A 25,764-nucleotide genomic window follows, 5' to 3' on the forward strand; every position below is an offset into this window, starting at 1 on the left:
ACTCCTCATCAACGAGCAGTCCGGTCAACGGTGACCATGAAGGTCGTGATGGCCCTCACCGGTCTCATCATGGTCGGATTCCTGCTCATGCACATGTACGGCAACCTGAAGGTCTTCCTCGGTGCCGACGCCTTCGACCACTATGCGGAGTGGCTCAAGGGCGACATCCTCTACCCGCTCGTGCCCGAGGGCTGGTTCATCTGGATCTTCCGGGTGTTCATGCTGGTCGCGATCGTGGCGCACATCTGGTCGGCGGCAGTGCTGACCGCACGCGACCACGCGGCCCGCAGCACCAAGTACGTGAACACGAAGCGCATCGCGCAGACTTACTCCGCGCGCACCATGCGCTGGGGCGGCGTGATCCTGCTGGTCGGGCTGATCTTCCACCTGATGCAGTTCACGACGCGGACGGTCCAGACCGGCTTCACCGTCGACGCGACGCCGTACGAGATGACCATCGGCGCGTTCAGCAACTGGTGGCTGGTGCTCCTCTACGCGATCTGGGTGGGCATCGTGTGCCTCCACGTCCGCCACGGCGTGTGGAGCGCGCTCACGACGCTCGGCGGCAACACGTCGCCGGCCGCTCGCGGCTTCCTCAACGGCCTGGCCTGGGTGATCGCGATCGTGCTGTTCGTGGGCTTCCTGATCATGCCGCTGGCCGTTCTGTTGGGATGGGTGAACTGATGACTGTCACTGATTATTACGAGCTCGGCGCGGACATCCGCGACACCAAGGCGCCCGCCGGCCCGATCGAGAAGAAGTGGTCGGCGCGCAAGTTCGGGGCCAAGCTGGTCAACCCGTCCAACCGCCGCAAGCTGACGGTCATCGTCGTCGGCACCGGGCTGGCGGGCGGCGCCGCGGCAGCCACGCTCGGTGAGGCCGGCTACAACGTCCTCAACTTCTGCTACCAGGACAGCCCCCGTCGAGCGCACTCCATCGCCGCGCAGGGTGGCATCAACGCCGCCAAGAACTACCGCAACGACAACGACTCGACCTACCGGTTGTTCTACGACACCGTCAAGGGCGGCGACTACCGCGCACGTGAGACGAACGTGTACCGCCTCGCCGAGGTCAGCGCGAACATCATCGACCAGTGCGTCGCGCAGGGCGTCCCGTTCGCCCGCGAGTACGGCGGGCTGCTCGACAACCGCTCGTTCGGTGGCGTCCAGGTGCAGCGCACCTTCTACGCGCGCGGCCAGACGGGTCAGCAGCTGCTGATCGGCGCCTACCAGTCGTTGGAGCGCCAGGTGGCCGCCGGCACGGTCCAGATGAACACCCGTCACGAGATGCTCGAGTTGATCGTGGTGGACGGCCGGGCCCGCGGCATCGTGACCCGCAACATGGTCACCGGTGCCATCGAGGCCCACACCGCCGACGCCGTCGTCCTCGCCACGGGCGGCTACGGCAACGTGTTCTTCCTGTCCACCAACGCCATGGGCTGCAACGTCACCGCGTCGTGGCGTGCACACCGCAAGGGCGCGTACTTCGCCAACCCGTGCTACACGCAGATCCACCCCACCTGCATCCCGGTGCACGGCGACACCCAGTCCAAGTTGACCCTGATGTCGGAGTCGCTCCGCAACGACGGTCGCATCTGGGTTCCCAAGCGTGCCGAGGACTGCACGAAGGACCCGCGCCAGATTCCCGAGGAGGATCGCGACTACTACCTGGAGCGCATCTACCCGGCGTTCGGCAACCTGGTGCCGCGTGACATCGCCTCGCGCCAGGCCAAGAACATGTGCGACGAGGGTCGCGGTGTCGGCCCGGCCGTGGAGGAGGTCGACCACGAGACCGGCGAGCGTCGCCAGGTGCGTCGTGGCGTGTACCTCGACTTCGCGTCGGCGATCGAGCGCATGGGCCAGAAGGCCGTGGAGACCAAGTACGGCAACCTCTTCGACATGTACGCCCAGATCACGGGCGAGAACCCGTACGAGACGCCGATGCGCATCTACCCGGCCGTGCACTACACGATGGGCGGCCTGTGGGTCGACTACGACCTGATGAGCTCGATCACCGGCCTGTACGTCACGGGAGAGGCGAACTTCTCCGACCACGGCGCCAACCGTCTGGGCGCCTCGGCGCTGATGCAGGGCTTGGCCGACGGCTACTTCGTCCTGCCGAACACGATCAACGACTACCTCGCCGGTGCGCCGTTCGACAAGATCGGCCAGGACCACCCTGCCGTCGTCGAGGCGCTCGCGACCGTGAACGAGCGCGTCAACCGCCTGCTCTCCATCAAGGGCGACCGCACCGTTGACAGCTTCCACAAGGAGCTTGGCAACATCATGTGGGAGTACTGCGGCATGGAGCGCACGGAGGAGGGCCTCAAGTTCGCCATCGGCCGCATCCGCGAGCTCCGTGAGGAGTTCTGGAGCAACGTCAAGGTCACCGGCGTCAACGAGGACTTCAACCAGACCCTCGAGCGCGCGGGCCGCGTGGCGGACTTCCTCGAGCTCGGCGAGCTCATGTGCGTGGACGCGCTGGTCCGCCGCGAGTCCTGCGGCGGCCACTTCCGGGCCGAGTCCCAGACCGAGGACGGCGAGGCGCTGCGTCACGACGACGAGTTCCTGCACGTCTCGGCGTGGGAGTTCACCGGTACGGGCAACGCCCCGGTCCTGCACAAGGAACCGCTCGAGTACGAGTTCATCGAGCTGAAGCAGAGGAGCTACAAGTGATCATCAACCTGCGTGTCTGGCGTCAGGCCAACGCCCAGTCGGCCGGCAAGATGGTCAGCTACCGCGTGGAGGGCGTGTCCGAGGACATGTCGTTCCTCGAGATGCTCGACCTCCTGAACGAGGACCTGACGGTGAAGGGCGAGGAGCCCATCGCGTTCGACCACGACTGCCGCGAGGGCATCTGTGGCATGTGCGGCGTCGTGATCAACGGTGCGGCCCACGGTCGCGCCAGCTCCCCGGTCCCGACCACCACGTGCCAGCTGCACATGCGCTCCTTCGCTGATGGTGCGACCATCGACGTCGAGCCGTGGCGTGCCGGCGCGTTCCCGGTCATCAAGGACCTGGTCGTCGACCGCTCTGCCTTCGACCGCATCATCCAGGCCGGCGGCTTCATCTCGATCAACGCCGGTTCGGCGCCCGAGGCTCACTCGGTCCCCGCCCCGAAGATCCAGGCCGACCGTGCGTTCGACGCGGCGACCTGCATCGGGTGCGGTGCGTGCGTGGCGGCCTGCCCCAACGGGTCGGCCATGCTGTTCACGGCCGCGAAGATCACGCACCTGGCGATGCTCCCGCAGGGCCAGCCGGAGCGTTACAGCCGTGTCAAGACGATGGTGGCGCAGCACGACGAGGAAGGCTTCGGCGCCTGCACCAACATCGGCGAGTGCGCGGCGGTCTGCCCGAAGTCCATTCCGCTGGACACGATCAGCGCGCTGAACCGCGACCTCATCAAGTCGCTGTTCCGCAAGGAAGGCAAGTAGCAGCACCCGGCGAGGGCCGGCTCCGCAGGGCGGGGCCGGCCCTCGCGCGTCCCCAGGGCACGGTGCGGCCGCGTCCCCTCGCAGGGGCGCGGGGTCGGTCACCTGATTTCGTCGGCCCGGCGGCGATGTGGCAGACTTGTGCAGGTTGCGCTCGTGCCCCTGCCACAGGGGGATGGCCCGAGCCCAGCCACCGTTTCAAGCTCACGAGGTGACCTGTGGCACCGGCGAGGACACACACATGAACAAGATCGTTGCCGAGGTCTCGGCCGCCCAACTCCGAACCGACGCCCCCGACTTCCGTCCGGGCGACTCCGTCAAGGTCCACGTCAAGGTCGTCGAGGGCAACCGTTCCCGTATCCAGGTCTTCGCCGGCGTCGTGATCGCCCGCAACGGCTCGGGCATCACCGAGGCGTTCACCGTCCGCAAGGTTTCTTTCGGTACGGGTGTCGAGCGCACCTTCCCGCTCCACTCCCCGATCATCGACAAGATCGAGGTCGAGCGTCGTGGTGACGTCCGTCGCTCGAAGCTGTACTACCTTCGCGGCCTGCGCGGCAAGGCCGCGAAGATCAAGGAGAAGCGCGACAACTGAGCGCGCACACCCACGACATGGATGATGAGCGGAGCGGCGGCATCGGTGGCTTCCTGAAGGAGGTCACCATCGTCGTGGTCGGTGCGCTCATCGCGTCGACCCTGTTGCGGCTCCTCCTCATCCAGGTCTTCTCGATCCCGTCGCGTTCGATGGAGTCGACGCTCAACATCGGTGACCGCGTCGCCGTGCAGAAGGTCAAGCCCTTCCAGCGCGGTGACGTCGTCGTCTTCCGGGACGACCTTGAGTGGCTGGGCAACCCCGACCGGTTCAAGCAGGCGCCCTGGCAGGATGCCCTCGTCTTCGTGGGCCTCATGCCGGACGCCTCGGCGAACCACCTGGTCAAGCGCGTCATCGGTGTACCCGGTGACCACGTCGTGTGCTGCGATGCCGACCAGCGCATCACGGTCAACGGTCAGGCGCTGGACGAGTCGTCGTACCTGTACCAGAGCCCGGACGGAACCCAGGACCGACCGTCCGCCATCCCGTTCGACCTGGTCGTCCCGGACGGACGGGTCTTCGTGATGGGCGACCACCGCAGCGCATCCGCCGATTCGCGGTGCCACCTGAACGAGCCCGCCGAGGGCGTCAAGCACCAAGGGGCCTTCCCGTCGACCGACTCGATCGTGGGCGCGGCGTCCTTCACTCTGTTCCCGTTCGACCGTTGGCGCGGATACAGCACCCCGGCGACCTTCGCGGCTGTGCCCGCGGCGTCCGCACCGGCTCCCGCAGCGCCGGTCGTGACCGTGGGCGGCGACGCGAACAACTGCTGACATGGCGTTCCTGGTCCGCCGCGACGCCGGGCTCTACGGCTACGAGCGGGCGCTGGCACGCGCCGGGTTCACCGCTGTTGCCGGCGCCGACGAGGCCGGACGAGGTGCCTGCGCCGGCCCACTCGTGGCCGCCGCGGTGGTGCTCCCGGTCCGCCCCCTGGAGGGCTTGAACGACTCCAAGAAGCTCACCGCCAAGGCCCGCGAGCGCCTGTACGACGTCATCACCGCCAAGGCCCTGGCGTGGGCCGCAGTCCGTGTGGAGCCCTCAGAGTGCGACGCCCTGGGCATGCACATGGCCAACCTCGAGGCGCTGCGGCGCGCCGTGGCCCGACTCGAGCACCGGCCCGACTTCGTCCTGACCGACGGCTTTCCCGTGGACGGCTTCGGCGTCCCGACCCTGGCCATGTGGAAGGGCGACGCCGTGGCGGCCAGCGTGGCGGCGGCATCGATCGTCGCCAAGGTCACCCGTGACCGCATCATGACGGCGTACGCCGCCGACCACCCCGGCTACGCCTTCGACGTGCACAAGGGCTACTGCACTCAGCTGCACCAGGCCGAACTGGACGCGCATGGTCCGTGTGCGATCCACCGGATGAAGTGGGACAACGTGGCACGAACGGTTAGGCTGGACAGGTCATGAGCACCGAGGATCTTGAGCAGTACGAGTCCGAGCTGGAACTCCAGCTGTACCGCGAGTACAAGGACGTCGTCGGTATCTTCACGTATGCCGTCGAGACCGAGCGCCGGTTCTACCTGTGCAACGCGGTGGACCTGAAGGTCCGGACCGAGGGCGGGGACGTCTACTACGAGGTGTCCATGGGGGATGCCTGGGTGTGGGACATGTACCGCCCGGCCCGCTTCGTCAAGTCGGCCAAGGTGTTGACCTTCCGCGACGTCTCGATCGAGGAGATCGCGCACTCGGAGCTGCAGGTTCCCGACAACCTCTGAGCCCGGCAGCCGGGTCCTCGGCCCGAACTTGTCCACAGGCCTCCGACGGTCGCGCGCGCACTTGTCCCCAAGGCACGGAATCCCGTGACCGAGCGGGAGCCGCTCCGCCCAATGTCCGGGCATGGACCCACGACGAACGACTGGTGACCGCGGAGAGGACCTCGCGGCCACCTACCTGACCGACCGAGGCTGGACGGTGCTGGAGCGCAACTGGCGCTGCGTGCACGGTGAGATCGACCTCGTGCTGCGCGACCCCGACGGGGTCGCGGTCGCGTGCGAGGTGAAGACACGCAACGGCACCGGCAGGGGCTCGCCGTTGGAGGCGATCACCCGCGCGAAGGCGCTCAGGCTGCGCCGGCTGGCCGCGGCGTGGGCCCGTGCGCAGGCCGTCCCGCCCTCCCTGCTTCGCGTGGACGCCGTGGGCATCACCTGGTACCCGGACGGCACCGCCGCGATCGAACACGTCCCGGGGATCGAGCCATGAAGCTCGGACGCGCCCGTTCGGTCGGGCTCGTGGGGCTGCAGGCGACGCTGGTCGACGTCGAGGTGTCCGTCGGGGGCGGCCTTCCGCGGACGGTGATCGTCGGCCTTCCGGACGCCGCCCTGAACGAGGCGAGGGAGCGGTGTCGCGCCGCCATCGGCAACAGCGGCCTGGCCACGTGGCCGCAACACCTGGTCACGATCAACCTGTCACCGGCGTCCCTGCCGAAGGCGGGTAGCCACTTCGACCTGGCGATCATCGGCGCGATCCTCGTGGCCGGTGGCACTGTCCCGCAGCGACGTCTGGACGACGCGGTGGTCATGGGGGAGGTGGGGCTGGACGGAAGCGTGCGTCGCGTGCGCGGGGTGCTCCCCGCGGTCCTGCAGGCTGCCGCCGCCGGCGTCGGCCACGCGATCGTGCCGTGGGAGCACGTCCGTGAGGCACGCCTCGTGCAGGGCGTCGCGGTCCACGGGGTCGGGTCCATCGGAGAGCTTGTCGCCCTCCTCCGCGGCGAGGAGGTGCCCGAGCGGATCCCGGACGCCGAACCGTCCCCTCTGCGGGGCCGCGAACCGGACCTGGCCGATGTCGCCGGCCAGTTGGAGGCCCGCTGGGCGCTCGAGGTCGCAGCTGCCGGTGGGCACCACCTGTACTTCAAGGGTCCTCCCGGTGTCGGCAAGACCTTGCTGGCCGAGAGGTTGCCGGGCATCCTCCCCCCATTGGGTCCGGATGCGGCACTCGAGGTGGCTGCGATTCGCTCGCTGTCGGGGCTGCACGTCGGTGGCGAACTGCCCCGGCGTCCACCCCTCTCCGCACCGCACCACTCGGCGAGCGTCGCCGCACTGGTGGGCGGCGGGTCACACATCCCCCAGCCGGGGGCGATCTCGCTGGCCCACTGCGGCGTCCTCTTCCTGGACGAGGCCTGCGAGTTCAGCGCGAAGGCCCTCGACGCGCTGCGGACACCGCTGGAGTCCGGGCGCATCGAGCTCGCCCGGGTGAAGGCCGTCGCCCGCTACCCGGCGCGGTTCCAGTTGGTCCTCGCAGCCAATCCCTGCCCGTGCGGACAGGCCGGCCTCCGGTCGGGTGCATGCACCTGCGCACCCCTGACGATCAGGCGCTACGGGGAGCGCCTGTCGGGCCCCATCCTGGACCGGATCGACATCACGCAGACGTTGCGCCCCATGACCCAGTCGTACCTGCGCGCGGCCCGTGGCAATGCCGAGTCGAGCGCCGTGGTGGCGGCTCGGGTGGCGTCCGCACGGGAGCGCCAACGGGCTCGGCTGGGTCCTCTCGGTTTCGAGACGAACGCCGCCGTGCCCGGCCCGGTGCTGCGCAACCAGTTGCCCCGGCCGGGAGGGGTGGGGCTGTTGGACGACGCCGTCACCAAGGGCCTGCTCAGTGCCCGCGGCGTGGACAAGGCGATGCGGATCGCGTGGACGGTGGCCGACCTGGCCGGCGTCGACAAGCCGCGTCGCGAGGACGTACAGGTGGCCTTGGCGATGCGCCGGGGCGAGGAACTGGAGGAGGTCCGCTGTGGCTGAGGACATCGATCGGGTGGCCCGGATGTCGTTGTCGTGCGTGGTCGAGCCGGGTGACCTCAGGCTGCGGGAGCGCCTGCGGCGTGAGGAGCCGGCGGCGGTGTGGGAGGCCGTCCGCTCCTCGAAGGTCGAGGACGCATGGGTCCGGCGGGCTGCGACTCTGGATCTCGGGCCGGTGCTGGAGGCGGCGCGGCGGGGCGGCGTCCGGTTCATCGTGCCCGGCGACGCGGACTGGCCCGAGCGCGTGGGCGACCTCGCCCTGAGTGAGCCGGTCCAGGAGATGGGCGGGGAACCCCTCGGATTGTGGGTGCGGGGACGCGGCGACCTGGCTGCCCTGACGGCGAATGCCGTGGGCCTGGTCGGGTCGCGGGCTTCCACCGCGTACGGCGACCGGACGGCCACGGAGTTGGCGGCCGACCTGGCCGGCTCGGGGACGACCGTGGTGTCGGGCGGTGCCTACGGCATCGACGCGTCAGCACACCGGGGTGCCTTGGCGGCGGAGGGGCCCACCGTCGCGGTGTTGGCGGGAGGGCTGGACGAGCTGTATCCCCGCGCGCACACCGCCCTGCTCGAACAGGTTGCCGAGGCCGGCGTGCTGGTGAGTGAGGCCGCGCCGCTCCAGCAACCTTCCCGTCGCCGCTTCCTGGGGCGCAACAGGCTGATCGCCGCCCTGTGCGAGGGGTTGGTGATCGTGGAAGCGGGCGCACGCAGCGGGGCCAGGAACACGGCCACCTGGGCGGGAACGCTCGGTCGGCACGTCATGGCGGTCCCGGGGCCGGTGAGCAGCGCCACGTCGTACACGCCCCACCGCTTGATCCGTGACGGGGAGGCGACGCTCGTCACGAGCGCATCGGACGTGAGGGAGATGCTGGCACCGATGGGGGAGTGCCTGACCCGACACGTGACGCAACCGCGACTGCTCGACCTGCTGGACCCCGAGGAGCTGGCTGCCTACGAGGCCCTCCCGAGCCGCGGCGGTCGTGACACCGGTGACGTGGCTCTGCGCGCCGGGCTCCCACTGCCGGTCGCGCTTCGGGCATTGGAAAGCCTGCGGGCCCAGGGGTTGGTGGCGGCCGCGCGGGATGGTGGCTGGAAGCTCGGGCCGGTGCAGGACCGTCCCCTACGGTCAGCGCAACAGGAGGCTGGCGGCTGAGGCGGCTGAGGCCACCATGGTGACCACCTCGAACTGGCGCTGGCTCACGTGCTTGATCACCCACGTGCCGATGAGGGCCCCCAGAAGCACCGCGGGGATCATGAACAGGTCGAGGACGATGCCCTCGACGGTGAACAGGCCCAGCGAGGCGGCCAGCGGCACCTTGGAGACGTTGATGATCGCGAAGAACCACGCGTTGGTACCGATGAAGCGGGCCTTGTCGATGCGAGCGGCGAGGAAGTAGAGCGCCATCACCGGGCCTGCGGCGTTGGCGGTCATCGTCGCGAACCCGGCCGCCGTGCCCGTCAGGCTGGCCCGGACCCAGTGGGGATCCGTGTTGGGCCCGAGATCGGCCTGGCGCCGGGCCAGGCGTTGCCACACCTGGATCCCGACCATGACGAGCAGGAGGACCCCGATCGTGCGTCGCATGGTGGTGTCATCGACGAAGTTCATGAACAGGGCACCCAGCAGCAGGCCCGGGATCACGCTGGGGACGAGCTTGAGCAGGAGGCGCCACGACACGGTCCGGTAGCGCGCAATCGCGATCAGGTCACCGATGATGAGCAACAGCAGGACCGTGGCCGTGGACTCCTTGGCCGGCATGGCCAGGGCGAACACCGCAACGGAAATCGCGGCGATCCCGCCGAAGGAGGTCTTCGAGAAGCCGATCACCACCGATGCTGCGGCCATGGCCAGAAGCAGGGGCCATCCGTACAGGGCGAGGAGATCGGGCACCCGGTGAATCTACTCTCATCGGCCCGGACCGCACGCTGGGTTGCCAAGGGGAGGAGGCGGCCCTACACGAGCGGCCACGGGTACCCGAACCCGGTGAGGTCCTGTGGCAGGTTCCCCGCGGCCAGGAGGCGATCGGTCCGCTGGCGCAACGCCGAAACCTCGGCGGGGTCGAGGAGTTCCGCCACGGCGTCCGGCACCCCGGAGGCCAGACGCGCCAACCCTTCGGTGAGCTCGGCGGGCACGGGGTCGCCGGCGAAGTCCCAGATCACGGTGCGGAGCCGGGCGTGCACCGAGAAGCACAGCCCGTGGTCGATGGCCCACACCCGACCGTCGTCACCGAGCAGGACGTGGCCGGACTTGCGGTCGGTGTTGTTCGTCACCACGTCGAACACGGCGATCCGGCGCAGGTCGTCGTGGCGGGCCGGGTCGCGGACCAGGGTGAAGTGGTGTTCTGTCTGGTTCCCCTCGATGAACCATTGCAGCGACCCCACCCCGGCCGGGGCGTCCGCGCGCACGACCGTCTCGGGCACCAGGCCCCACCCCAGCCACTCGCTGAGCAGGTAGGCGGCGCGCTCGCGCCGGTGCAGTCCCCGCTCGAAGTCCGACAGGGCACGCTCTCCCACCACCGGCTTGTAGATCGCCCAGGCGTAGTCGTCGCCGCGGGTGAGGCCCACGACGTAGGTGGCGTTGCTGCTGCCGACCACCCGGCCGACGACCTCGATGTCGCCCTCGCACAGCAGCGCGAGCCGGTCGACGCCCACGTCAGCCCCCCAGGCCGGCCAACGGTTCGTCGGACGAGTTGACCAAGGGCACCGACGGCGCCTCGCCCGGGGCGAATGCGATGGCGGAGACCGATCCGGTGCCGACCTGGAGGCGCTGGAAGAGGTCCAGCGGCGTGCCCAGGGCGTGCGCCAGGGCCACCCGGATGGGGTCGGCGTGCGAGAAGCACACCACGACACCGCCGGGGTGGGCGTCACGCAGCCGGTCGACGGTGGCAATGATGCGGGCCTGCAGCTCGGTGAAGCTCTCCCCGCCGGGGAACCGGAACGTCGATGGGGCCCGTTGCACCTGCTGCCACTCGGGTCGGCGCGCCAACTCCGCGAGGTCGGCGCCGGTCCATTCCCCGAAGTCGCACTCGGCGAGCCCGTCGTCGACGACCGCCTCCAACCCCAGCGCGGACGCCGTGGGTGCGGCCGTCTCCCGCGCCCGCTCCAGGGGCGAGGTGTAGAGGGCACTGACCTGGAGGCTGGTCAGGCGCTCCGCCACGCGCTGGGCCTGCGCCTGGCCGGTCTCGGACAGGTGCAGGCCCGGCGCGCGCCCGGGCAGCACGAGGCCCGTCGTCGGGGTCTCGCCGTGCCGGACGAGCAGCACGAGGGTGCGCGGCGCAGGAGGGGTCGTCATCGCGCCGAGCGTACCCTCCTCGTTCGCCCTTGCAGGGCCGGTTACCGTGGGGTGCGTGAGCCAGCCTCCCGACATCACGACGCTTGGTCAGCTGCGCGCGTCCGGCCACGTGCACCGGAACCTGCGCGAGGAACTGCGCGGAAACCTGCTCGCCGCCCTGCGGAACGGCGACAACCCCTGGGTGGGTCTGCACGGGTTCGAGCGCACGGTCATCCCCCAGGTCGAGCGCGCCCTCCTCGCCGGCCACGACATCGTGCTGCTCGGCGAGCGGGGGCAGGGCAAGACACGCCTTTTGCGCACCCTGGTCGGCCTCCTGGACGAGTGGTCCCCGTCCGTTGCCGGTTCCGAACTCAACGAGCACCCCGACGCCCCGCTCACCGACGCCACCCGACGCCGGATCGCGGCCGAGGGCGACGACCTGCCGATCACGTGGCGCCACCGCAGCGAGCGCTACGCCGAGAAGCTCGCCACCCCCGACACGTCGGTCGCCGACCTCATCGGTGACGTCGACCCCACCCGGGTCGCGGAGGGCCGCCGGCTCGGTGACCCCGAGACCATCCACTACGGGCTCATCCCGCGCAGCCACCGCGGCATCGTCGCGATCAACGAACTGCCCGACCTCGCCGAGCGCATCCAGGTGTCGATGCTCAACGTCATGGAGGAGCGCGACATCCAGATCCGTGGTTACGTCCTGCGCCTTCCGCTGGACGTGCTCGTGGTGGCCTCGGCCAATCCCGAGGACTACACGAACCGGGGCCGCATCATCACCCCGCTGAAGGACCGGTTCGGCTCCGAGATCCGCACCCACTACCCCTTGGAGCTCGACGACGAGGTGGCGGTCGTGACCCAGGAGGCACGTTTGGTCGCGGAGGTTCCGCGCGTGCTGGTCGAGATCCTGGCCCGCTTCACCCGGGCGCTGCGCGAGTCGAGTGCCGTCAACCAGAGTTCGGGCGTCTCGGCGCGGTTCGCGATCGCGGGCGCGGAGACCGTCGCGGCGGCCGCGCTGCACCGCGCCACCGTGCGGGGCGAGCCGGACGCCGTGGCTCGAGTGGTCGACCTGGAGGTGGCGGTCGACGTCCTCATGGGCAAGATCGAGTTCGAGACGGGTGAGGAGGGTCGAGAGGCGGCCATCCTCGACCACCTGCTGCGGGTCGCGACGGCCGAAGCGGTTCGGGAGCACTTCCGCGGCCTCGACCTCGGGCCGGTCGTCAGCGCCTTCGACGGCCGGATCACCATCACGACCGGCGAACAGGTCACCGCCGACGAACTCCTCGAGAGCCTCCCCGACCTCGAGGACGACACCTGGGACCTCATCGCCGACCGGTTCGGCGCGACCAGCGCCGGGCAGCGCGCCAGCGCGATCGAGTTGGCCCTCGAGGGGCTCTTCCTGGCCCGCCGCATCGCGAAGGACTCCGGCGACGGGGAGACCATCTACGGGTAAGGGGGCACCATGCCCAGGCAGCACGGCCCGTCCCGCTACGGGCGCTACACCGGCGGCCCCGACCCGCTGGCGCCGCCGGTCGATCTGGCCGAGGCGCTGGACGCGGTCGGTGCCGACGTCATGGCCGGTTCCTCACCGCAGCGCGCCCTGAGGGAGTTCCTTCGCCGAGGGGGGCGTGACCGCGAGGGACTGGACGACCTGGCGCGCCGCGTCCAGCAGCGCCGTCGTGACCTGCTCAGCCGACATCGCCTCGACGGCACGCTCACCGAGGTCCAGAACTTGTTGGAGGAGGCCGTCCTGGCCGAGCGCAAGCAACTCGCCCGTGACGTCGACCTGGACGACGACGACCGAGCCTTCCGCGAGCTCCGCCTGGAGAACCTTCCCCGCTCCACGGCCGCAGCGGTCAACGACCTCGCCTCCTACGACTGGCAGTCGGCGGAGGCCCGGGCGGCGTACGAGCGCATCAAGGACCTCCTCGGCCGTGAGCTGCTCGAGCAGCGCTTCCAGGGCATGAAGCAGGCGCTCGAGGGCGCCACGGACGCCGACCGCGAGGCCGTCACGCGCATGCTCACGGACCTCAACACCCTGCTCGACCGGCACCGCCGCGGCGTCGACACCCCCGAGGACTTCGCCCGGTTCATGGAGGAGCACGGTGGGTTCTTCCCCGAGAACCCGGGGTCGGTCGAGGAGCTCATCGACGCCCTCGCCGCCCGCGGCGCCGCGGCCCAGCGCCTGATGCAGTCCATGTCCGCCGACCAACGTGCCGAACTGATGGCCCTGTCCCAGCAGGCCTTCGGGTCACCGGAGCTGATGGCCCAGCTCGACCAGCTCGACTCCTCGTTGCGCTCCCTGCGTCCCGGCGAGGACTGGTCCGGTTCGGAGCGGTTCGGGGGCCAGGAGGGGCTTGGCCTGGGTGACGGCACGGGCGTCCTGCAGGACCTGGGCGATCTCGACGACCTCGCCGAGCAGCTGGCCCAGCACCACGAGGGCGCCAACCTCGACGACCTCGACCTGGACGCGCTCGCCCGCCAACTCGGCGAGGACGCCGCCGTGTCGGCCCGCGCGCTGGCCGAGCTGGAGCGGGCGATGCGGGACTCGGGTTACCTGAGGCGGGTCGCCGACGGCAGGCTCATCCTGTCCCCGAAGGCGCTGCGCCGGCTCGGCAAGGCCCTGCTGCAGGACGCCGCCAGGCAGCTCTCCGGCCGCGCGGGCGCACGAGACAGCCGCCAGACCGGCGCGATGGGGGAGCCGACCGGGGGCTCGCGACCGTGGCAGTTCGGGGACGCCGAGCCGTGGGACGTCACCCGAACCCTCACGAACGCGATCGCACGCGCCGCGGCCGAAGGACGTGAGCCACGCGGCCGGATCCACCTGGACGTCCGGGACGTGGAGGTCGTCGAAACCGAGGCGCGCACGCAGTCTGCCGTCGCCCTGGTTGTGGACACGTCCTTCTCGATGGTCATGGAGGGCCGGTGGGTCCCCATGAAGCGGACTGCCCTGGCCTTGCACCACCTCATCTCCACCCGGTTCCGTGGCGACCAACTCGAGCTGATCGCCTTCGGGCGCTTCGCCCGCACCTTGGACATCGAGGAGCTCACCGGCCTGGAGGGCGTCCGCGAACAGGGCACCAACCTCCACCACGCCCTGGTGCTGGCCAACCGGTTCTTCCGCAGGCACCCGACGATGCAACCGGTGCTGCTCGTCGTCACCGACGGCGAGCCGACGGCGCACCTGGCCCGGGACGGCGAGTCCTGGTTCGACTACCCGCCGACACCCGAGACCATCGGGCTCACGGTCGCCGAACTCGACCGTGTCGGACGCCGCGGCGCCCAGACCACGTTCTTCCGGCTGGGCGACGACCCCGGACTTGCTCGCTTCGTCAACGCGATGGCGGACCGCGTCGCCGGGCGGGTGGTCGCGCCCGACCTCGAGGAGCTCGGCGCCGCGGTCGTCGGCGAGTACTTGGATTCCCGCTGGACGGCTTGGCTCTGAGGCCACCCTTGCGCCCGTCGACGCCGCGGGGGACAGTGAGAGTTCACACGGCATCAAAGGAGAACGCCATGGTTGCACTGGAACGCGTCGTCGTCATCGGTGGCGGGTTGGCAGGCGCCAAGACCGCGGAGGCACTGCGGGACCAAGGCTTTGGGGGGCACGTCACGATCCTGGCGGCCGAGCGCCGACTGCCCTACGAGCGGCCACCGCTGTCCAAGAGCTACCTGATGGGCGAATCCCCGTTCGAGGACGCCGTGGTCCACACGGCGGCGTGGTACCGCGACCACGACGTCGAGGTGCGCCTCGGCGTCCGTGCCACCTCGTTCGACAGGTCGGCCCACACGGTCACAGCCGACGACGGGTCGACGCTCCGCTACGACAAGCTCGTACTGGCCACCGGGTCGTTGGTCCGCAAGCTGCCGTTACCCGGGGCGGACGCGGAGGGGGCCCTCTACCTGCGCAGCGTCGAGGACTCCGACGCGATCCGGTCGCACCTCGGTCAGGGCAAGCGGATCGTCCTCATCGGAGGGGGGTGGATCGGCCTCGAGGTGGCCGCCGCCGCCCGGAGTGCCGGATCAGAGGTGACGATCCTCGAGGCCGGTGAACTTCCCCTGGTGGGCGTGCTCGGCCCGAAGCTCGCCCCCGTGTTCGCGGACCTCCACACCAGCCACGGCGTCGACCTCCGGTGCGGCGCCCGGGTCGCCGAGATCCTCAGGTGGAATGGGCACGTGGGGGGCGTGCGCCTCCACGACGGGGAGGTGATCAGCGCCGACGCCGTCGTCATCGGGGTGGGGGTCACGCCCGACGTGGCACTGGCCCAACAGGCGGGGCTGGACGTCGACAACGGCGTCCTCGTCGACGCCACGCTGCGCACCAGCGATCCGGACGTGTACGCCGTCGGGGACATCGCCCACCACGACCACCCGGTGCTCGGCCACCGCGTCCGGGTCGAGCACTGGGCGACCGCCCTGAACCAACCCGCCGCCGCCGTCGCCGCGCTGCTCGGGGGCGACGATCCCTACACCGAACTGCCGTACTTCTTCAGCGACCAGTACGACCTCGGCATGGAATACATCGGGCACGTGCCGCGGGGCACCGAGACGAATGTCGTCATCCGCGGCGACCTCGCGGGGCGGGAGTTCGTCTCGTTCTGGCTGGACGGTGAGAATCACCTCCTCGCCGCGATGAACGTCAACGTCTGGGACGTCGTCGACCAGGTCAAGCCTCTGATCGCCGAGCGCCGGGTCGTCGATCCGGCCCGGCTGGCCGACCCGACCGTGCCGTGGGGCGAGCTCTGAGGGCGTGGCGGGCAGGCGCACCCGGGTCAAGCGCGTCTACGACGCCGCCGAGGACGCGGACGGGTTCCGCATCCTCGTGGATCGCGTCTGGCCGCGCGGGCTCACGAAGGCGGACGCCGCGATCGACGTCTGGCTGAAGGAGGTCGGTCCGTCCAACGAACTGCGGACGTGGTTCGGCCACGACCCGGCACGGTTCGCCGAGTTCCGGACTCGCTACCGCGCCGAACTCGCCGACTCGCCCGCCTTCGCGCAACTCCGGGACCTGCGCCGGGAGCACCCCGTCCTGACGCTGGTCTACGGAGCCAGTGACCCCGAGCACAACCAAGCCGTTGTCCTGGCGGAGCTGCTGGACGGGTAGAGAGGGTCGTACCGCTCCGGCTCGGCAGGGGTCTGGGTCCCGCTCAGGCGTAGGTCAGCCGCAGCTCGATGGTCTTGGTGGCGGTCAGCGAGTTGCTGACGAGGCAGGCGGACTCGGTCTTGTGGACCAGCCGCTCGGCCACCTCGGCGTCCGCCCCCTCGGGGACGGTGAGGTGGACGGTCGCCGCGACCTCGGTGAACCGGGCCACCCGGTCGACGCGGTCGAGGACGCCGGCCACCTCCACGCGGACGTCGCTCCAGGAGAACTGGTTGTGGGCCGCGACCGAACGCCACGTCAACGTCAGGCAGTTCGCGACGGCTGCCATGAGCAGCGTCTCCGGCGACCACTGGCCCCCCGGCCCGTCGAACTCCGGGGGCGAGGCGGCCTCCCGATCCGGCAGGCCGGGGGAGGAGAAGGTGACGAGGCCGGTGGGAGCAGCCACCGTCGAGGCCTCGTAGTGGTGCGGATAGGGCTTCATGGCCGCACGCTAGCACCCGCTTGCGGTCGCGACCGGCGGCGCTGACCTGTTCACCCGCGCACCGGCGAACGAGGAGGGGTTCGCGTAGGCTGGAATCAGCGTTCCAAGGCAGTGAGGCGACGTCCGGAGCGCTTGTGTCGAAGATCGCCGTCGGGCCTGCCGCTCGATGAGAGACCCCCTTGTCGGCGCCCCTGAACGTGAGCGCCTCCGTTGTCGCTGATCAGCGGCTCTTCCTTGGACACCCGACCATGAAAGTTTCCGCTTACACCACCATCGTCCGGACTGTGTTCGGCATCATTTTCGTCGCGGGGTCGGTGGTGCACGTCCGCACTGCCCTGAGTGACCCTTCCTCGTACGGCCCCTTCGGAGAGACGGCCTGGCCGCCCCTCGATGCCCTGTGGGCAAGCTTCGTCATGCCGAACATCGGCTGGCTGGCCCTCGTCATGGCCGCCTTCGAGTTGGCCGTCGGCGTCACCGCCTGGCTGCCGGGGCGTTGGAACCGCCTGTCGGTGGTCGCCATGACGTGCTTCTTCGCGTTCCTGGTCGTCTTGGGGTTCGCGTTCCCCGCGGCCAGTTGGGGCGAGGACCTCCTGGTGAACCGGGCCGGTTCGCTCGTCATGATCGCTCTCGTCCTGCCGTGGCTTCTCCACCACCAGCGGCTGTCCGTACCGCACGCCTGGTCGAAGATCCTGCGCCCGGCCGACAACCGGGAGAAGGTGGGAGTGTGAGCAATCGTCAGTCCAACCGTCGGGAGCTCGCAGGCGTCGGCCTGAGGATTCTGGGTCGTGACCTGCGCGAACGCCTTGAACGCGACGCGTTGTCGCTGGGAAGCCCGCCCCCACCCGGTCCCGTGGTCACAGCGGACGCAGTGGCGAGCCTGCCGGGCACCGTGCAGCGGTACTTGCGGTTCATGGGCGTCGTGGGCCGCCCCGCGGTCACGTCGTTCCGTGGCCACATGCGGATGCGTTTCCGCATGCGGTCCGGAATGCCGTTCCTGCCCGCGGAGGTGTGGCAGTACAACAGGATCGACCCGATCACGCGGCTGTTCTGGATGCGGATCGACATGGCGGGCGGCCTGTTGCCGATGGTGGGGCTCGACAGTTACCGAGACGGGCATGGCCGCATGCTCGGCAAGCTGTTCGACACCATCGTGGTGGCGGACGGACAGGGCGAGCCCTTCGACGTCGGCGAGCTCACGACGTGGCTGAACGACGCCGTCCTGATGGTGCCGTCGATGTTGCTGCGCGCCCCCGTCACGTTCCGCGAGGTCGACGAGGCGTCCTTCGACGTGAGCGTCTCCGACGCCGGCCGGACGGTGAGTGCCCGCGTCGAACTGGACGAGCGGGGTGCGCCCACCAACTTCGTCACCGAGGACCGGTTCATCGACCTCCCGGGCGGGCCGGTCAGGACGCGCTGGTCGACCCCCATTGAAGGGTGGCAGGTGGTGGACGGCCGAGCGACGCCGACCCGGGGGGCCGCCGTGTGGCACCTGCCGGACGGCGAATTCACCTACGGCGTCCTCGAACTCACCGGCGATGCCATCGAGCCGAACCCGACCCTCATTCGTCCGGCGTCGGCTCGACCATCCGGCGGCCGCGTCCCGGACGCCGTGGGCGGTGCCGCCGCCATCGTGGCCATGCTCGCGGGCGCGCCGCTGCTCCGACGCCGGTGCAACCGCTGGGGGGCGACCTTGGAGAAATGCGGGGAGGGAATGCCCGGCGATGAGCTCGTGCCGGACCCCGTATTGACCTCGACGCGTGCGGTCACGATCGCGGCACCGCCGGACGCCGTCTGGGCTTGGCTGGTGCAGATCGGGCACGGACGCGGTGGGCTCTACAGCTACGACGCGCTGGAGAACCTGATGGGCCTCGACATCCACAGCGCCGAGGAGATCCTGCCGGATCACCAGCACCTGGCGCCGGGCGATCTCGTGCGCCTGGGCAAGCCCGGCTCTCCGTCCTTCAGCGTCGTGGCCGTCGAACGTGGTCGGTCGCTGGTGATGATCAGCAACGACACGGCCACCGAAGAACCGGTGCGGACGCCGGTGCGCGAGGGTACGGGCGCCACGTGGCAGTTTGAGCTGCGGCCGGTCGCGGACGGTGAAGCCACCCGGCTGGTCAGCCGACAGCGGAACAGCCACCCCGACGGACAGCGTTGGTTGTGGCGGGTGGTCGAGCCGATCGGCTTCGTCATGGAACGCCGAATGCTGCTCGGGATCAAGGAGCGCGCCGAGCGCGGGATGCGGGGATGACCCGCCTTGTGGTGTGCCCAGCAACGCTGATGTTGGTGCTCGTGGAAGGGATCCCCGTGTGGGAGGGACACCAGCTGGTCGGCCCGGGCAGTCTCCGCTCTCAGGTGCTGGATCTGCTCCTGCGCGAGGTCGATGAAGGGCGGATGACGGAGGTTCGAGCCCTCGAGCACCACGATCGACTCACCACGATGAAACTGCGACTGCTCAATGATCGCGTCAGCCGGCGAGTGGCCTGGGACATTGCCAGGGCGAAGGGTTGGAACTCGGTGCGGGATGCGGAGTACCTGGCCGTCGCGAAGCTCCAAGCGGACGCGCTTGTCACGATTGACGAGGAACTCGCGCTGGCAGCAGAGGGAATCGTGCGGGTTGCTCAGTTCGAGGAACTGCGATCCCCTCCGAAATAGACGCGCTCGGGCACGTGCCGGATGTCCGGAGCCTGCGCACCGCACGTGTCGGGCCTGACCCGTAGCCTGCCCTCATGACCCCGTTCAGTTCCCTCCCCGTGCGTGAGGTGGTCGCCGCCGAAGCCGGGGCTGCCGATGCTGCCGACGGCTGGCCGTTCACGCTCACGCCGGTCGCGCAGTTGCTGCGCGAGGGGCTCGAGCTGTCCGAGCTGACCGTCCTGGTCGGGGAGAACGGGACCGGGAAGTCGACCATCATCGAGGCCGTCGCCATGGCGTATGGACTCAGCCCCGAGGGTGGCAGCACGTTCACCACGAGGTCGGACCGACCGACCGAGTCAGCCCTGCACGAACACATCCGGCTGGTGCGCGGCATCAGTCGGTCCCGTTGGGGCTACTTCGTGCGCGCCGAAACCATGCACGGCCTGCTCACCCACCTCGAAGGCAACCCCTCGTGGCACCGGCCCGAACCCCGCTACCACGAACGGTCCCACGGTCAGGCCTTCAACGAACTCCTGGCGACCAAGCTCGAGCACATGATCGGACGCGGGGGCTTCCTGATCATGGACGAACCCGAAGCCGGCCTGTCGTTCCTGTCCCAGATCGCACTGGCCAACCAGCTGGCCGAACTTCGTGACCACGAAATCCAAGTGCTGCTGGCCACGCACTCGCCCATCCTCGCGGCCACCCCGGGCGCGAGGATCATCGAACTCGATCAGGACGGCTTCCACCGCCGCAGCTGGCACGAGCTCACCACCGTCACGCTCCACCTCCGCTTCCTGCAGGATCCCGGCTACTTCGGGTTGGAGTGATGTTGCACCGTCACACCGCGCCCAGTGCTCGCCTCGTTCCGGCCCACGCCACCCAGTGGCGTTCTTGGGCCGAGATCGCGGAGCTGTTCCGAGGTCCCGAAGACGCCGACTGGGAGCAGGACCGCCAGCTCCTCGACGGCCAACTGCGAGATCCTTGGGCTGATCAGTGACGAGCCAGCTCGAGCCATCGAACCGGCCATCCTCGACACCAGCGTCGTCATCGCCGGCGGCTTCACCCCGACCCCGTCGGACATCATCGCGGTGTAACTGCGAGTCCTCACGAAGCTGCACGCACACCGGTGCTCCAACTTGAGACATCTGCGCCGGGTAGGAACAAACGCCCAAGCAGGTCCGCCGTTTGGGGATAGCCGCCGCGGATGCATCCGGCGCGGCTGTCCTCAAACGGCGCCTCACCCGGCCGAGGCCCGACGCGTCGCGCGACCGACGCCCGGGCGTCCGCGGGATGGTGGCCTTCGTCGAAGCATGAGCGCGTGACTGCGCACGCGCACCTTAAACAGGCCTTCTGGACTTCTTGATCTGAGTCAAGGAGCGTGACTTGATCCCGGCGTAGATTCTGCTCAGCATCAACGCAATGAGCCATCATGAACGTCATCCCATTCCTCAAGGCTGCACGGCGACGTCTGGCCCGATTCATCGTCAAGCCCGCGCTGGCCCACTGCGACACCGAGGACGGCCCCGCTGTCACCGACGCGCGCAAGGCACTGGCCACGGGCAACATCAACTTGGCACTCAAGTGGGTGGACGCCGACGCGGAGGCCGAGCTCCGCCCCCTGTTCGACAAGGCGCTCCGCGTGCGGGCCTTGGGCCCGGAGGCGCAAGAGCTGGCGGACCGGCTGTTCCTGGAGACGCTCGTCCGCCTTCACTGCGCGGGCGAGGGGGTCGGGTTCGATGGCATCAAGCCCACCGGGACCGAGCTGCCGCCGCAGGTGGTCGCCGCCGACCTCGCCCTCGAGGAGGGGTCGATCCAGCCGCTCGAGGGGCTCGTCCCCGCCGAGCGTTGGGAGGAACTCACGCATCGGTTCCAGCGGGCCGTGGCGAAGAAGGATTTTGACGTCGACGACCTCGTGGCCGCACGCGACTACATCGCCGCTTACGTGAACTTTTTCAAGTACGCCGAGGGCGAGGAGCATGACCACCACCACGGCGGCCACGCGACGGGCCAGGCGGAGCACCCCTCCCAGGAGCACGCACACCAGGAACATGCTCACCACGAGCACCAACACCGGGTCCACTGATCGTGCGCCTGCCCGTCTGGCTCACCCGGGTCGAATCGCGTTCGATGGAGCCGACGCTCCGTGACGGCCGGCTGGCGTGGACCCGCTCGATCCGGCGGGCCACCCCGGTCCGCCGGGGGGACATCGTCGTCGTCGACTCACCGGAGGTCGGGCGCCGCGTCGTCAAGAGGGTGGTGGGGCTCCCCGGTGAGCACATCGACCTGCGCAGCGGTCAGGTGCACGTCGACGGTGCGCCACTCGAGGAGCCGTACGCCACGACGTCGTTGTTCAACGGCTCGTTCGAGGTTCCCCCGGACCACTACCTGCTGCTCGGCGACAACCGGGACGCCTCGACCGACAGCCGGTCCTGGGAACAGCCCTACCTGCCCCGCCACCTGCTGGCCGGACGCCTGATCGTGTCCTCTGGCGGGGGCTGAGGCCCAGGTGACGGACAAGCGCGAGGGACCAGAACACACGTCGGCCCGGCAGCCACACGCCGCCGGGCCGACGTGCTCGGGGGTCACGCCTCCATGAGCTCCGGCAGGTCGTAGGGCCACCCGGTGTAGGACTCGGCGAGGTACTTCTTCGAGTCCTCCGACGAGGTGACGGCCTCCAGCTCGCCGAGCTGGCGCTTCATCAGGAAGGGGTTGTCGTCGACCGGGGTGTGCAGCATCTGCGTCATCCAGTAGCTGAAGTTCTGGGACTTCCAGATGCGCTTGGCCGCGCGCTCGCCGTAGGTCTCCAGGTCCTCGCGCGACCCGGTCTTCGCCCACTTGATGAGCGCGGGGGCCAGCAGGGCGACGTCGCCGAAGGCGAGGTTGAGGCCCTTGGCGCCGGTCGGGGGGACGGTGTGCGCCGCGTCGCCGGCCAGGAAGAGGTTGCCGTGCTGCATGGGCTCCTGGACGAACGAGCGGAACTGGAGCACGACCTTGTCGAAGATCGGGCCACGCTTGAGCTTGAAGCCGTCCGGGCCGGCCACGAGCTCGTCCAGGTGGTTCCAGATGCGCTCGTCGTCCCAGTCGGCGACGTCCTCTTCGGGGGAGCACTGGAAGTACATCCGCTGGACGGTCTCGCTGCGCTGGCTGATCAGCGCGAAGCCCTTGGGGGAGTGTGAGTAGATCAGCTCGTCGGAACTGAACGGCGCCTCACACAGGATGCCGAACCAGGCGAACGGGTAGCGCATGGTGTGCTTGACCCGGCCGGGGATCAGGTCACGGGTGCGGCTGCGGGAGCCGTCCGACCCGATCACGATCTCGCACTGGATCTGCTTCGCCACGCCGTCGGCGTCGGTGAAGTTGATCTTCGGTGTGTCGGTGTCGTGGTCGAGCACCTCGGCGTCCGTGACGCCGAAGCGCACGTCGCCGCCGTCGCGCTTGCGCGCGGCGGCGAGGTCGACGAAGACCTCGTTCTGGGCGTACAGCCACACGGTCTGGCCGACGAGCTTCTTGAAGTCGATGTGGTGGCTCTCGCCGTTGAAGCGCAGGTAGATGCCCGAGTGCTCGTAACCCTCGGTCAGGATGCGTCCGTCGACACCGGTCTCGGTGAGCATGCGGACGCTGCCCGCCTCGAGGATGCCGGCGCGGTGGGTGTGGGCGATGACGTCGTGCTCGCGGTTGTCGATGACGACGTTGTCGACGCCCTCGCGGGCGAGCAGGTGGCTCAGCATCAGGCCGGCCGGGCCGCCGCCGACGATGCCGACGCGGGTGGTGATGATCTCACGTTCCATGGGGTTCCTCCTTGAACAGGACAATGGTGGTGCGGGGAGAGGCGTCCGTGTATGGACGCCCCGATCAACGGGAAGCGAAGGAGTGCTGAGCCTTGACGGCCTCGGCGGCCTCGGAGGCGAAGTGGTCGAGCACCGCAGCGGCAGCGTCAGGGTCGGACGCCGACGCCCCGACCGCGCCCGAGAACGTCGTCTCGATGGCGCAGTCGTCCGGCAGGACGCCGAGGATGCGGACGCCGGGTTGTCCGACGAGCTCGCTGAGCTGCTGGAAGCCGAGGTCGACCTTCCCCTCCGCGAGGAGCTGGGCGACGGGGATCCCCGGCGGGGCCTGGACGAGCCTGTCGCCCAGGGCGTCCGTCAGGCCCCAGGCCTCCACCTGGCGGACGAGCGCGGTCCCGCTCGGGCCGGTCGAGTACCCGACCTTCGTGGCACCGAGCAGCGCCTCACGGACGCCCGCGGCGTCCGGCCAGGCGGGGCCGTCGGGGCGCCCCGCCGCCTCGACGGAGGCATCCGGGACGCCCACGGCGACCTGCGACAGGACCAGCGGCCGGATGGACGCGGCGTCCACGTGGCCCGCCTCGCCGAGCTTGGCCAGCGCGCCCGCCGCGAGCACGACGAGGTCGAAGGGCTCGCCGGCGGCCACGCGCTGGGCGGCGTCCACCCCGCCGACCGAGGTGAACTCCACCAGCGGCAGGCCGTCGGACGCCGCGACCTCGGCCAGGTCGGCCAGCACGTGCCGGGTGGCCATGGATGAGATGCCGGTCAGGGTCATACCGCCGCCTCCTCGAACGTCTCGGTGTCCACTTCGGACTGCTGGGCCGCGTTGTAGCGCGCCCCGGACACGGTCGACTGGTTGACCAGCTCGCCGGCCCGCTCGAGGATGCCCGCGTCGACCGTCAGGTCGGCAGCCGCGAGGTCGTCGGTGAGGTGGCCGATGTTGGTCGTGCCCGGGATCGCGGTGACATGCGTCCCCCTCGAGAGCACCCAGGCCAGCGCGAGCTGGGCCGGCGTGCAGCCGGCTTCGGCGGCCAGCGCGGTCCAGGCGGGCAACAGGGCGGCGTTGGCCGACCAGTGCTCGGGCTGGAAACGCGGCATGAACCGGCGGATGTCCTTCTCCACCAGCGCATCGGGGGTGAGCCCGTCGGCCGCGAGGAATCCCCGCGCGACGGGGGAGAAGGCCACCAGGGCCACCCCCGCCTCGCGCGTGGCATCGAGGATGCCGAGCTCGGCGTTGCGGCTCCAGAGCGAGTACTCGTTCTGGACGGCCGCGATCGGCGCCACCTCGAGGGCCTCCCGGAGCCGGGCCACCGAGACCTCGGAGAGGCCGATGGCGCCGATCTTGCCGGCGGACACCATCTCGGCGAGCGCGCCGACACTCTCGCCGATGGACACGCTCCTGTCCCACCGGTGCAGGTAGTACAGGTCGATGTGGTCGACGCCCAGCCGCCGGAGCGAGGCGTCGACCTGCGCGCGCAGGGTCTCGGGACGTCCGTCGATGACCTTGGTCCCGTTGACGATCGCCATCCCGCCCTTGCTGGCGAGCACGACGTCGTCACGACGGCCCTGCAGGGCCTTGCCGACGAGTTCCTCGTTGCGGCCACCGCCGTACAGCGTGGCCGTGTCGAGGTGGGACACCCCGGCGTCCAGCGCCGCCCGGAGGATCTCCAGGCCCTGGCCGGGCGTCGGCGGCACGCCGTAGGCGTGGCTCAGGGACATGCACCCGAGACCGATGCGGGGCAGCTTCATCGGTTCAGCTGCTCCTCGAGCTCTCCGAGGACGCGGTAGCAGTCGAACACCTTGCCGATCGAGCTGTTGGGCTCGCGGCCCTCGGCGATGGCGGCGACGAACTCGCGGTCCTGCAGCTCGATGCCGTTCATGCTGACCGCCACCTGGGACACGTCGATGGGCTCCTCCTTGCCATTCACCAGGTCGTCGTAGCGGGCGATGTAGGTGCCGGTGTCGCCGATGTAGCGGAAGAACGTGCCCAACGGGCCGTCGTTGTTGAACGACAGCGACAGGGTGCAGATCGCGCCGGTCTCGGACTTGAGCTGGATCGACATGTCCATGGCGATGCCGAGCTCGGGGTGGATCGGACCCTGGACGGCGTTGGCCTGCACGATCCTGCCCGCCTGGTAGGCGAACAGGTCGACCGTGTGCGCCGCGTGGTGCCACAGGAGGTGGTCGGTCCACGTGCGGGGCTCGCCCTTGGCGTTGATGTTCTTCCGGCGGAAGAAGTACGTCTGGACGTCCATCTGCTGGATGTTGAACTCGCCCGCCGTGACCTTGTTGTGCACCCACTGGTGGCTGGGGTTGAACCGGCGGGTGTGGCCCACCATGGTCACCAGCTCGGGCTTCGCCTGCGCCGCGGCCAGCGTGGCCTGGGCGTCCGCAAAGGAGTCGGCCAGCGGGATCTCGACCTGCACGTGCTTGCCCGCGGCCAGCGCTGCCTGGGTCTGCGCGGCGTGCATCTGCGTGGGGGTGGCGAGGATCACGGCGTCCACGTCGTCGCGCTCCAGCACTGCCTCGTAGCCGATGACGGCGTTCGGCACGCCGTACTTGTCGGCCACGGCCTGGGTGGACTCGGGCTTGCTGCCGCTGACGACCGTCACCTCCGCCTGCTCGATGTTGGCCAGGCCGTCCAGGTGCTTCATGCCGAACGCGCCGGCGGCGCCGACGACGGCGATGCGGACCTTGTCGTTGCTCATGGTTTCCTTTCGTGGGTCAGGACCC

Annotated in this window: 28 protein-coding genes; 20 read left to right on the forward strand and 8 right to left on the reverse strand. The window is 69.7% G+C overall.

The genetic code is table 11. The annotated features are described in order from the left end of the window. Window positions 1-36: 36 nt before the first annotated feature. The 10 genes from AC5YDV_RS01550 to dprA all read left to right on the forward strand — a co-directional run bounded on the left by AC5YDV_RS01550 (window position 37) and on the right by dprA (window position 8,909). Window positions 37-684: a succinate dehydrogenase cytochrome b subunit gene (locus AC5YDV_RS01550; RefSeq protein WP_496181920.1), complete on the forward strand. Its 648-nt coding sequence runs from the start codon at window positions 37-39 to the stop codon at window positions 682-684. Further along, on the forward strand, window positions 672-2,675 hold the full coding sequence (locus AC5YDV_RS01555) for a fumarate reductase/succinate dehydrogenase flavoprotein subunit (protein ID WP_496181841.1): 2,004 nt from the start codon (window positions 672-674) through the stop codon (window positions 2,673-2,675). Before AC5YDV_RS01550 ends, AC5YDV_RS01555 begins: the two co-directional genes overlap by 13 nt. Continuing rightward, entirely contained in the window at window positions 2,672-3,433 is a 762-nt protein-coding gene (locus AC5YDV_RS01560; protein WP_496181842.1) for a succinate dehydrogenase/fumarate reductase iron-sulfur subunit, read from the forward strand. Before AC5YDV_RS01555 ends, AC5YDV_RS01560 begins: the two co-directional genes overlap by 4 nt. Before the next feature lie 238 nt (window positions 3,434-3,671). Further along, window positions 3,672-4,022 carry a 50S ribosomal protein L19 gene (gene rplS, locus AC5YDV_RS01565; protein ID WP_496181843.1) on the forward strand — a complete coding sequence of 117 codons (351 nt, stop codon included), beginning with the start codon at window positions 3,672-3,674 and terminating at the stop codon, window positions 4,020-4,022. 17 nt (window positions 4,023-4,039) lie between these two features. Continuing rightward, window positions 4,040-4,792, forward strand: coding sequence for a signal peptidase I (lepB, locus tag AC5YDV_RS01570; protein ID WP_496181844.1), 753 nt, complete (start codon window positions 4,040-4,042; stop codon window positions 4,790-4,792). A 1-nt stretch (window position 4,793) separates the two neighbouring features. Further along, complete coding sequence (locus AC5YDV_RS01575) at window positions 4,794-5,432, forward strand: ribonuclease HII (protein ID WP_496181845.1); 639 nt, start codon at window positions 4,794-4,796, stop codon at window positions 5,430-5,432. Then, complete coding sequence (locus AC5YDV_RS01580) at window positions 5,429-5,740, forward strand: DUF2469 domain-containing protein (RefSeq protein ID WP_182815893.1); 312 nt, start codon at window positions 5,429-5,431, stop codon at window positions 5,738-5,740. Before AC5YDV_RS01575 ends, AC5YDV_RS01580 begins: the two co-directional genes overlap by 4 nt. A 121-nt stretch (window positions 5,741-5,861) precedes the next feature. After that, window positions 5,862-6,224, forward strand: a complete 363-nt coding sequence (locus AC5YDV_RS01585) for a YraN family protein (RefSeq protein ID WP_496181846.1) — start codon at window positions 5,862-5,864, stop codon at window positions 6,222-6,224. Then, window positions 6,221-7,759: a YifB family Mg chelatase-like AAA ATPase gene (locus AC5YDV_RS01590; protein WP_496181847.1), complete on the forward strand. Its 1,539-nt coding sequence runs from the start codon at window positions 6,221-6,223 to the stop codon at window positions 7,757-7,759. Before AC5YDV_RS01585 ends, AC5YDV_RS01590 begins: the two co-directional genes overlap by 4 nt. Further along, entirely contained in the window at window positions 7,752-8,909 is a 1,158-nt protein-coding gene (gene dprA / locus AC5YDV_RS01595) for a DNA-processing protein DprA (protein WP_496181848.1), read from the forward strand. Before AC5YDV_RS01590 ends, dprA begins: the two co-directional genes overlap by 8 nt. Here dprA and AC5YDV_RS01600 read toward each other — a convergent pair. The 3 genes from AC5YDV_RS01600 to AC5YDV_RS01610 form a co-directional block, all read right to left on the reverse strand. Continuing rightward, window positions 8,883-9,644, reverse strand: coding sequence for a sulfite exporter TauE/SafE family protein (locus AC5YDV_RS01600; protein WP_496181849.1), 762 nt, complete (start codon window positions 9,642-9,644; stop codon window positions 8,883-8,885). The genes dprA and AC5YDV_RS01600 overlap by 27 nt on opposite strands. A 62-nt stretch (window positions 9,645-9,706) precedes the next feature. Next, entirely contained in the window at window positions 9,707-10,405 is a 699-nt protein-coding gene (locus AC5YDV_RS01605) for an SCO1664 family protein (protein ID WP_496181850.1), read from the reverse strand. Between the two features lies 1 nt (window position 10,406). Beyond that, window positions 10,407-11,045, reverse strand: a complete 639-nt coding sequence (locus AC5YDV_RS01610; RefSeq protein ID WP_496181851.1) for a histidine phosphatase family protein — start codon at window positions 11,043-11,045, stop codon at window positions 10,407-10,409. A gap of 55 nt (window positions 11,046-11,100) precedes the next feature. Between AC5YDV_RS01610 and AC5YDV_RS01615 the strand changes: the two genes are divergently transcribed. From AC5YDV_RS01615 to AC5YDV_RS01630, 4 genes are all read left to right on the forward strand, one after another. Next, window positions 11,101-12,486, forward strand: a complete 1,386-nt coding sequence (locus AC5YDV_RS01615; protein WP_496181852.1) for a sigma 54-interacting transcriptional regulator — start codon at window positions 11,101-11,103, stop codon at window positions 12,484-12,486. A 9-nt stretch (window positions 12,487-12,495) separates the two neighbouring features. After that, entirely contained in the window at window positions 12,496-14,478 is a 1,983-nt protein-coding gene (locus AC5YDV_RS01620) for a vWA domain-containing protein (protein ID WP_496181853.1), read from the forward strand. A 68-nt stretch (window positions 14,479-14,546) separates the two neighbouring features. Further along, complete coding sequence (locus AC5YDV_RS01625; protein WP_496181854.1) at window positions 14,547-15,776, forward strand: NAD(P)/FAD-dependent oxidoreductase; 1,230 nt, start codon at window positions 14,547-14,549, stop codon at window positions 15,774-15,776. A 4-nt stretch (window positions 15,777-15,780) separates the two neighbouring features. Further along, a complete protein-coding gene (locus AC5YDV_RS01630; protein WP_496181855.1) occupies window positions 15,781-16,134 on the forward strand; it encodes a DUF488 domain-containing protein in 354 nt (117 codons plus the stop codon). Between the two features lie 43 nt (window positions 16,135-16,177). Here AC5YDV_RS01630 and AC5YDV_RS01635 read toward each other — a convergent pair whose 3' ends face one another. After that, entirely contained in the window at window positions 16,178-16,612 is a 435-nt protein-coding gene (locus tag AC5YDV_RS01635; RefSeq protein ID WP_496181856.1) for an OsmC family protein, read from the reverse strand. A gap of 248 nt (window positions 16,613-16,860) precedes the next feature. Here AC5YDV_RS01635 and AC5YDV_RS01640 point away from each other — a divergent pair, with 248 nt between their 5' ends. The 6 genes from AC5YDV_RS01640 (at window position 16,861) to lepB (AC5YDV_RS01665) (ending at window position 21,748) form a co-directional block, all read left to right on the forward strand. Beyond that, entirely contained in the window at window positions 16,861-17,340 is a 480-nt protein-coding gene (locus AC5YDV_RS01640) for a hypothetical protein (protein ID WP_496181857.1), read from the forward strand. Continuing rightward, on the forward strand, window positions 17,337-18,863 hold the full coding sequence (locus AC5YDV_RS01645) for a DUF6544 family protein (RefSeq protein ID WP_496181858.1): 1,527 nt from the start codon (window positions 17,337-17,339) through the stop codon (window positions 18,861-18,863). The genes AC5YDV_RS01640 and AC5YDV_RS01645 overlap by 4 nt, the downstream gene beginning before the upstream one ends. After that, window positions 18,860-19,267, forward strand: a complete 408-nt coding sequence (locus AC5YDV_RS01650) for a hypothetical protein (RefSeq protein ID WP_496181859.1) — start codon at window positions 18,860-18,862, stop codon at window positions 19,265-19,267. The genes AC5YDV_RS01645 and AC5YDV_RS01650 overlap by 4 nt, the downstream gene beginning before the upstream one ends. A 74-nt stretch (window positions 19,268-19,341) precedes the next feature. Further along, complete coding sequence (locus AC5YDV_RS01655) at window positions 19,342-20,076, forward strand: AAA family ATPase (protein WP_496181860.1); 735 nt, start codon at window positions 19,342-19,344, stop codon at window positions 20,074-20,076. A 602-nt stretch (window positions 20,077-20,678) separates the two neighbouring features. Next, window positions 20,679-21,332 (forward strand): DUF6448 family protein, encoded by a 654-nt coding sequence (locus AC5YDV_RS01660; protein WP_496181862.1) that lies wholly within the window; start codon window positions 20,679-20,681, stop codon window positions 21,330-21,332. Window positions 21,333-21,334: 2 nt separating this feature from the next. Further along, complete coding sequence (lepB, locus tag AC5YDV_RS01665; protein ID WP_496181863.1) at window positions 21,335-21,748, forward strand: signal peptidase I; 414 nt, start codon at window positions 21,335-21,337, stop codon at window positions 21,746-21,748. A gap of 83 nt (window positions 21,749-21,831) precedes the next feature. Here lepB (AC5YDV_RS01665) and AC5YDV_RS01670 read toward each other — a convergent pair whose 3' ends face one another. The 4 genes from AC5YDV_RS01670 to AC5YDV_RS01685 all read right to left on the reverse strand — a co-directional run bounded on the left by AC5YDV_RS01670 (window position 21,832) and on the right by AC5YDV_RS01685 (window position 25,739). Next, a complete protein-coding gene (locus AC5YDV_RS01670) occupies window positions 21,832-23,037 on the reverse strand; it encodes a 4-hydroxybenzoate 3-monooxygenase (protein WP_496181864.1) in 1,206 nt (401 codons plus the stop codon). A gap of 64 nt (window positions 23,038-23,101) precedes the next feature. Then, window positions 23,102-23,806, reverse strand: a complete 705-nt coding sequence (locus AC5YDV_RS01675; RefSeq protein WP_496181865.1) for a substrate-binding domain-containing protein — start codon at window positions 23,804-23,806, stop codon at window positions 23,102-23,104. Beyond that, complete coding sequence (locus AC5YDV_RS01680) at window positions 23,803-24,780, reverse strand: aldo/keto reductase (protein ID WP_496181866.1); 978 nt, start codon at window positions 24,778-24,780, stop codon at window positions 23,803-23,805. Before AC5YDV_RS01680 ends, AC5YDV_RS01675 begins: the two co-directional genes overlap by 4 nt. Beyond that, on the reverse strand, window positions 24,777-25,739 hold the full coding sequence (locus AC5YDV_RS01685) for a Gfo/Idh/MocA family oxidoreductase (protein ID WP_496181867.1): 963 nt from the start codon (window positions 25,737-25,739) through the stop codon (window positions 24,777-24,779). The genes AC5YDV_RS01680 and AC5YDV_RS01685 overlap by 4 nt, the downstream gene beginning before the upstream one ends. Between the last annotated feature and the right edge of the window lie 25 nt (window positions 25,740-25,764).

It is taken from the genome of Propioniciclava sp. LT432 (assembly GCF_059515965.1).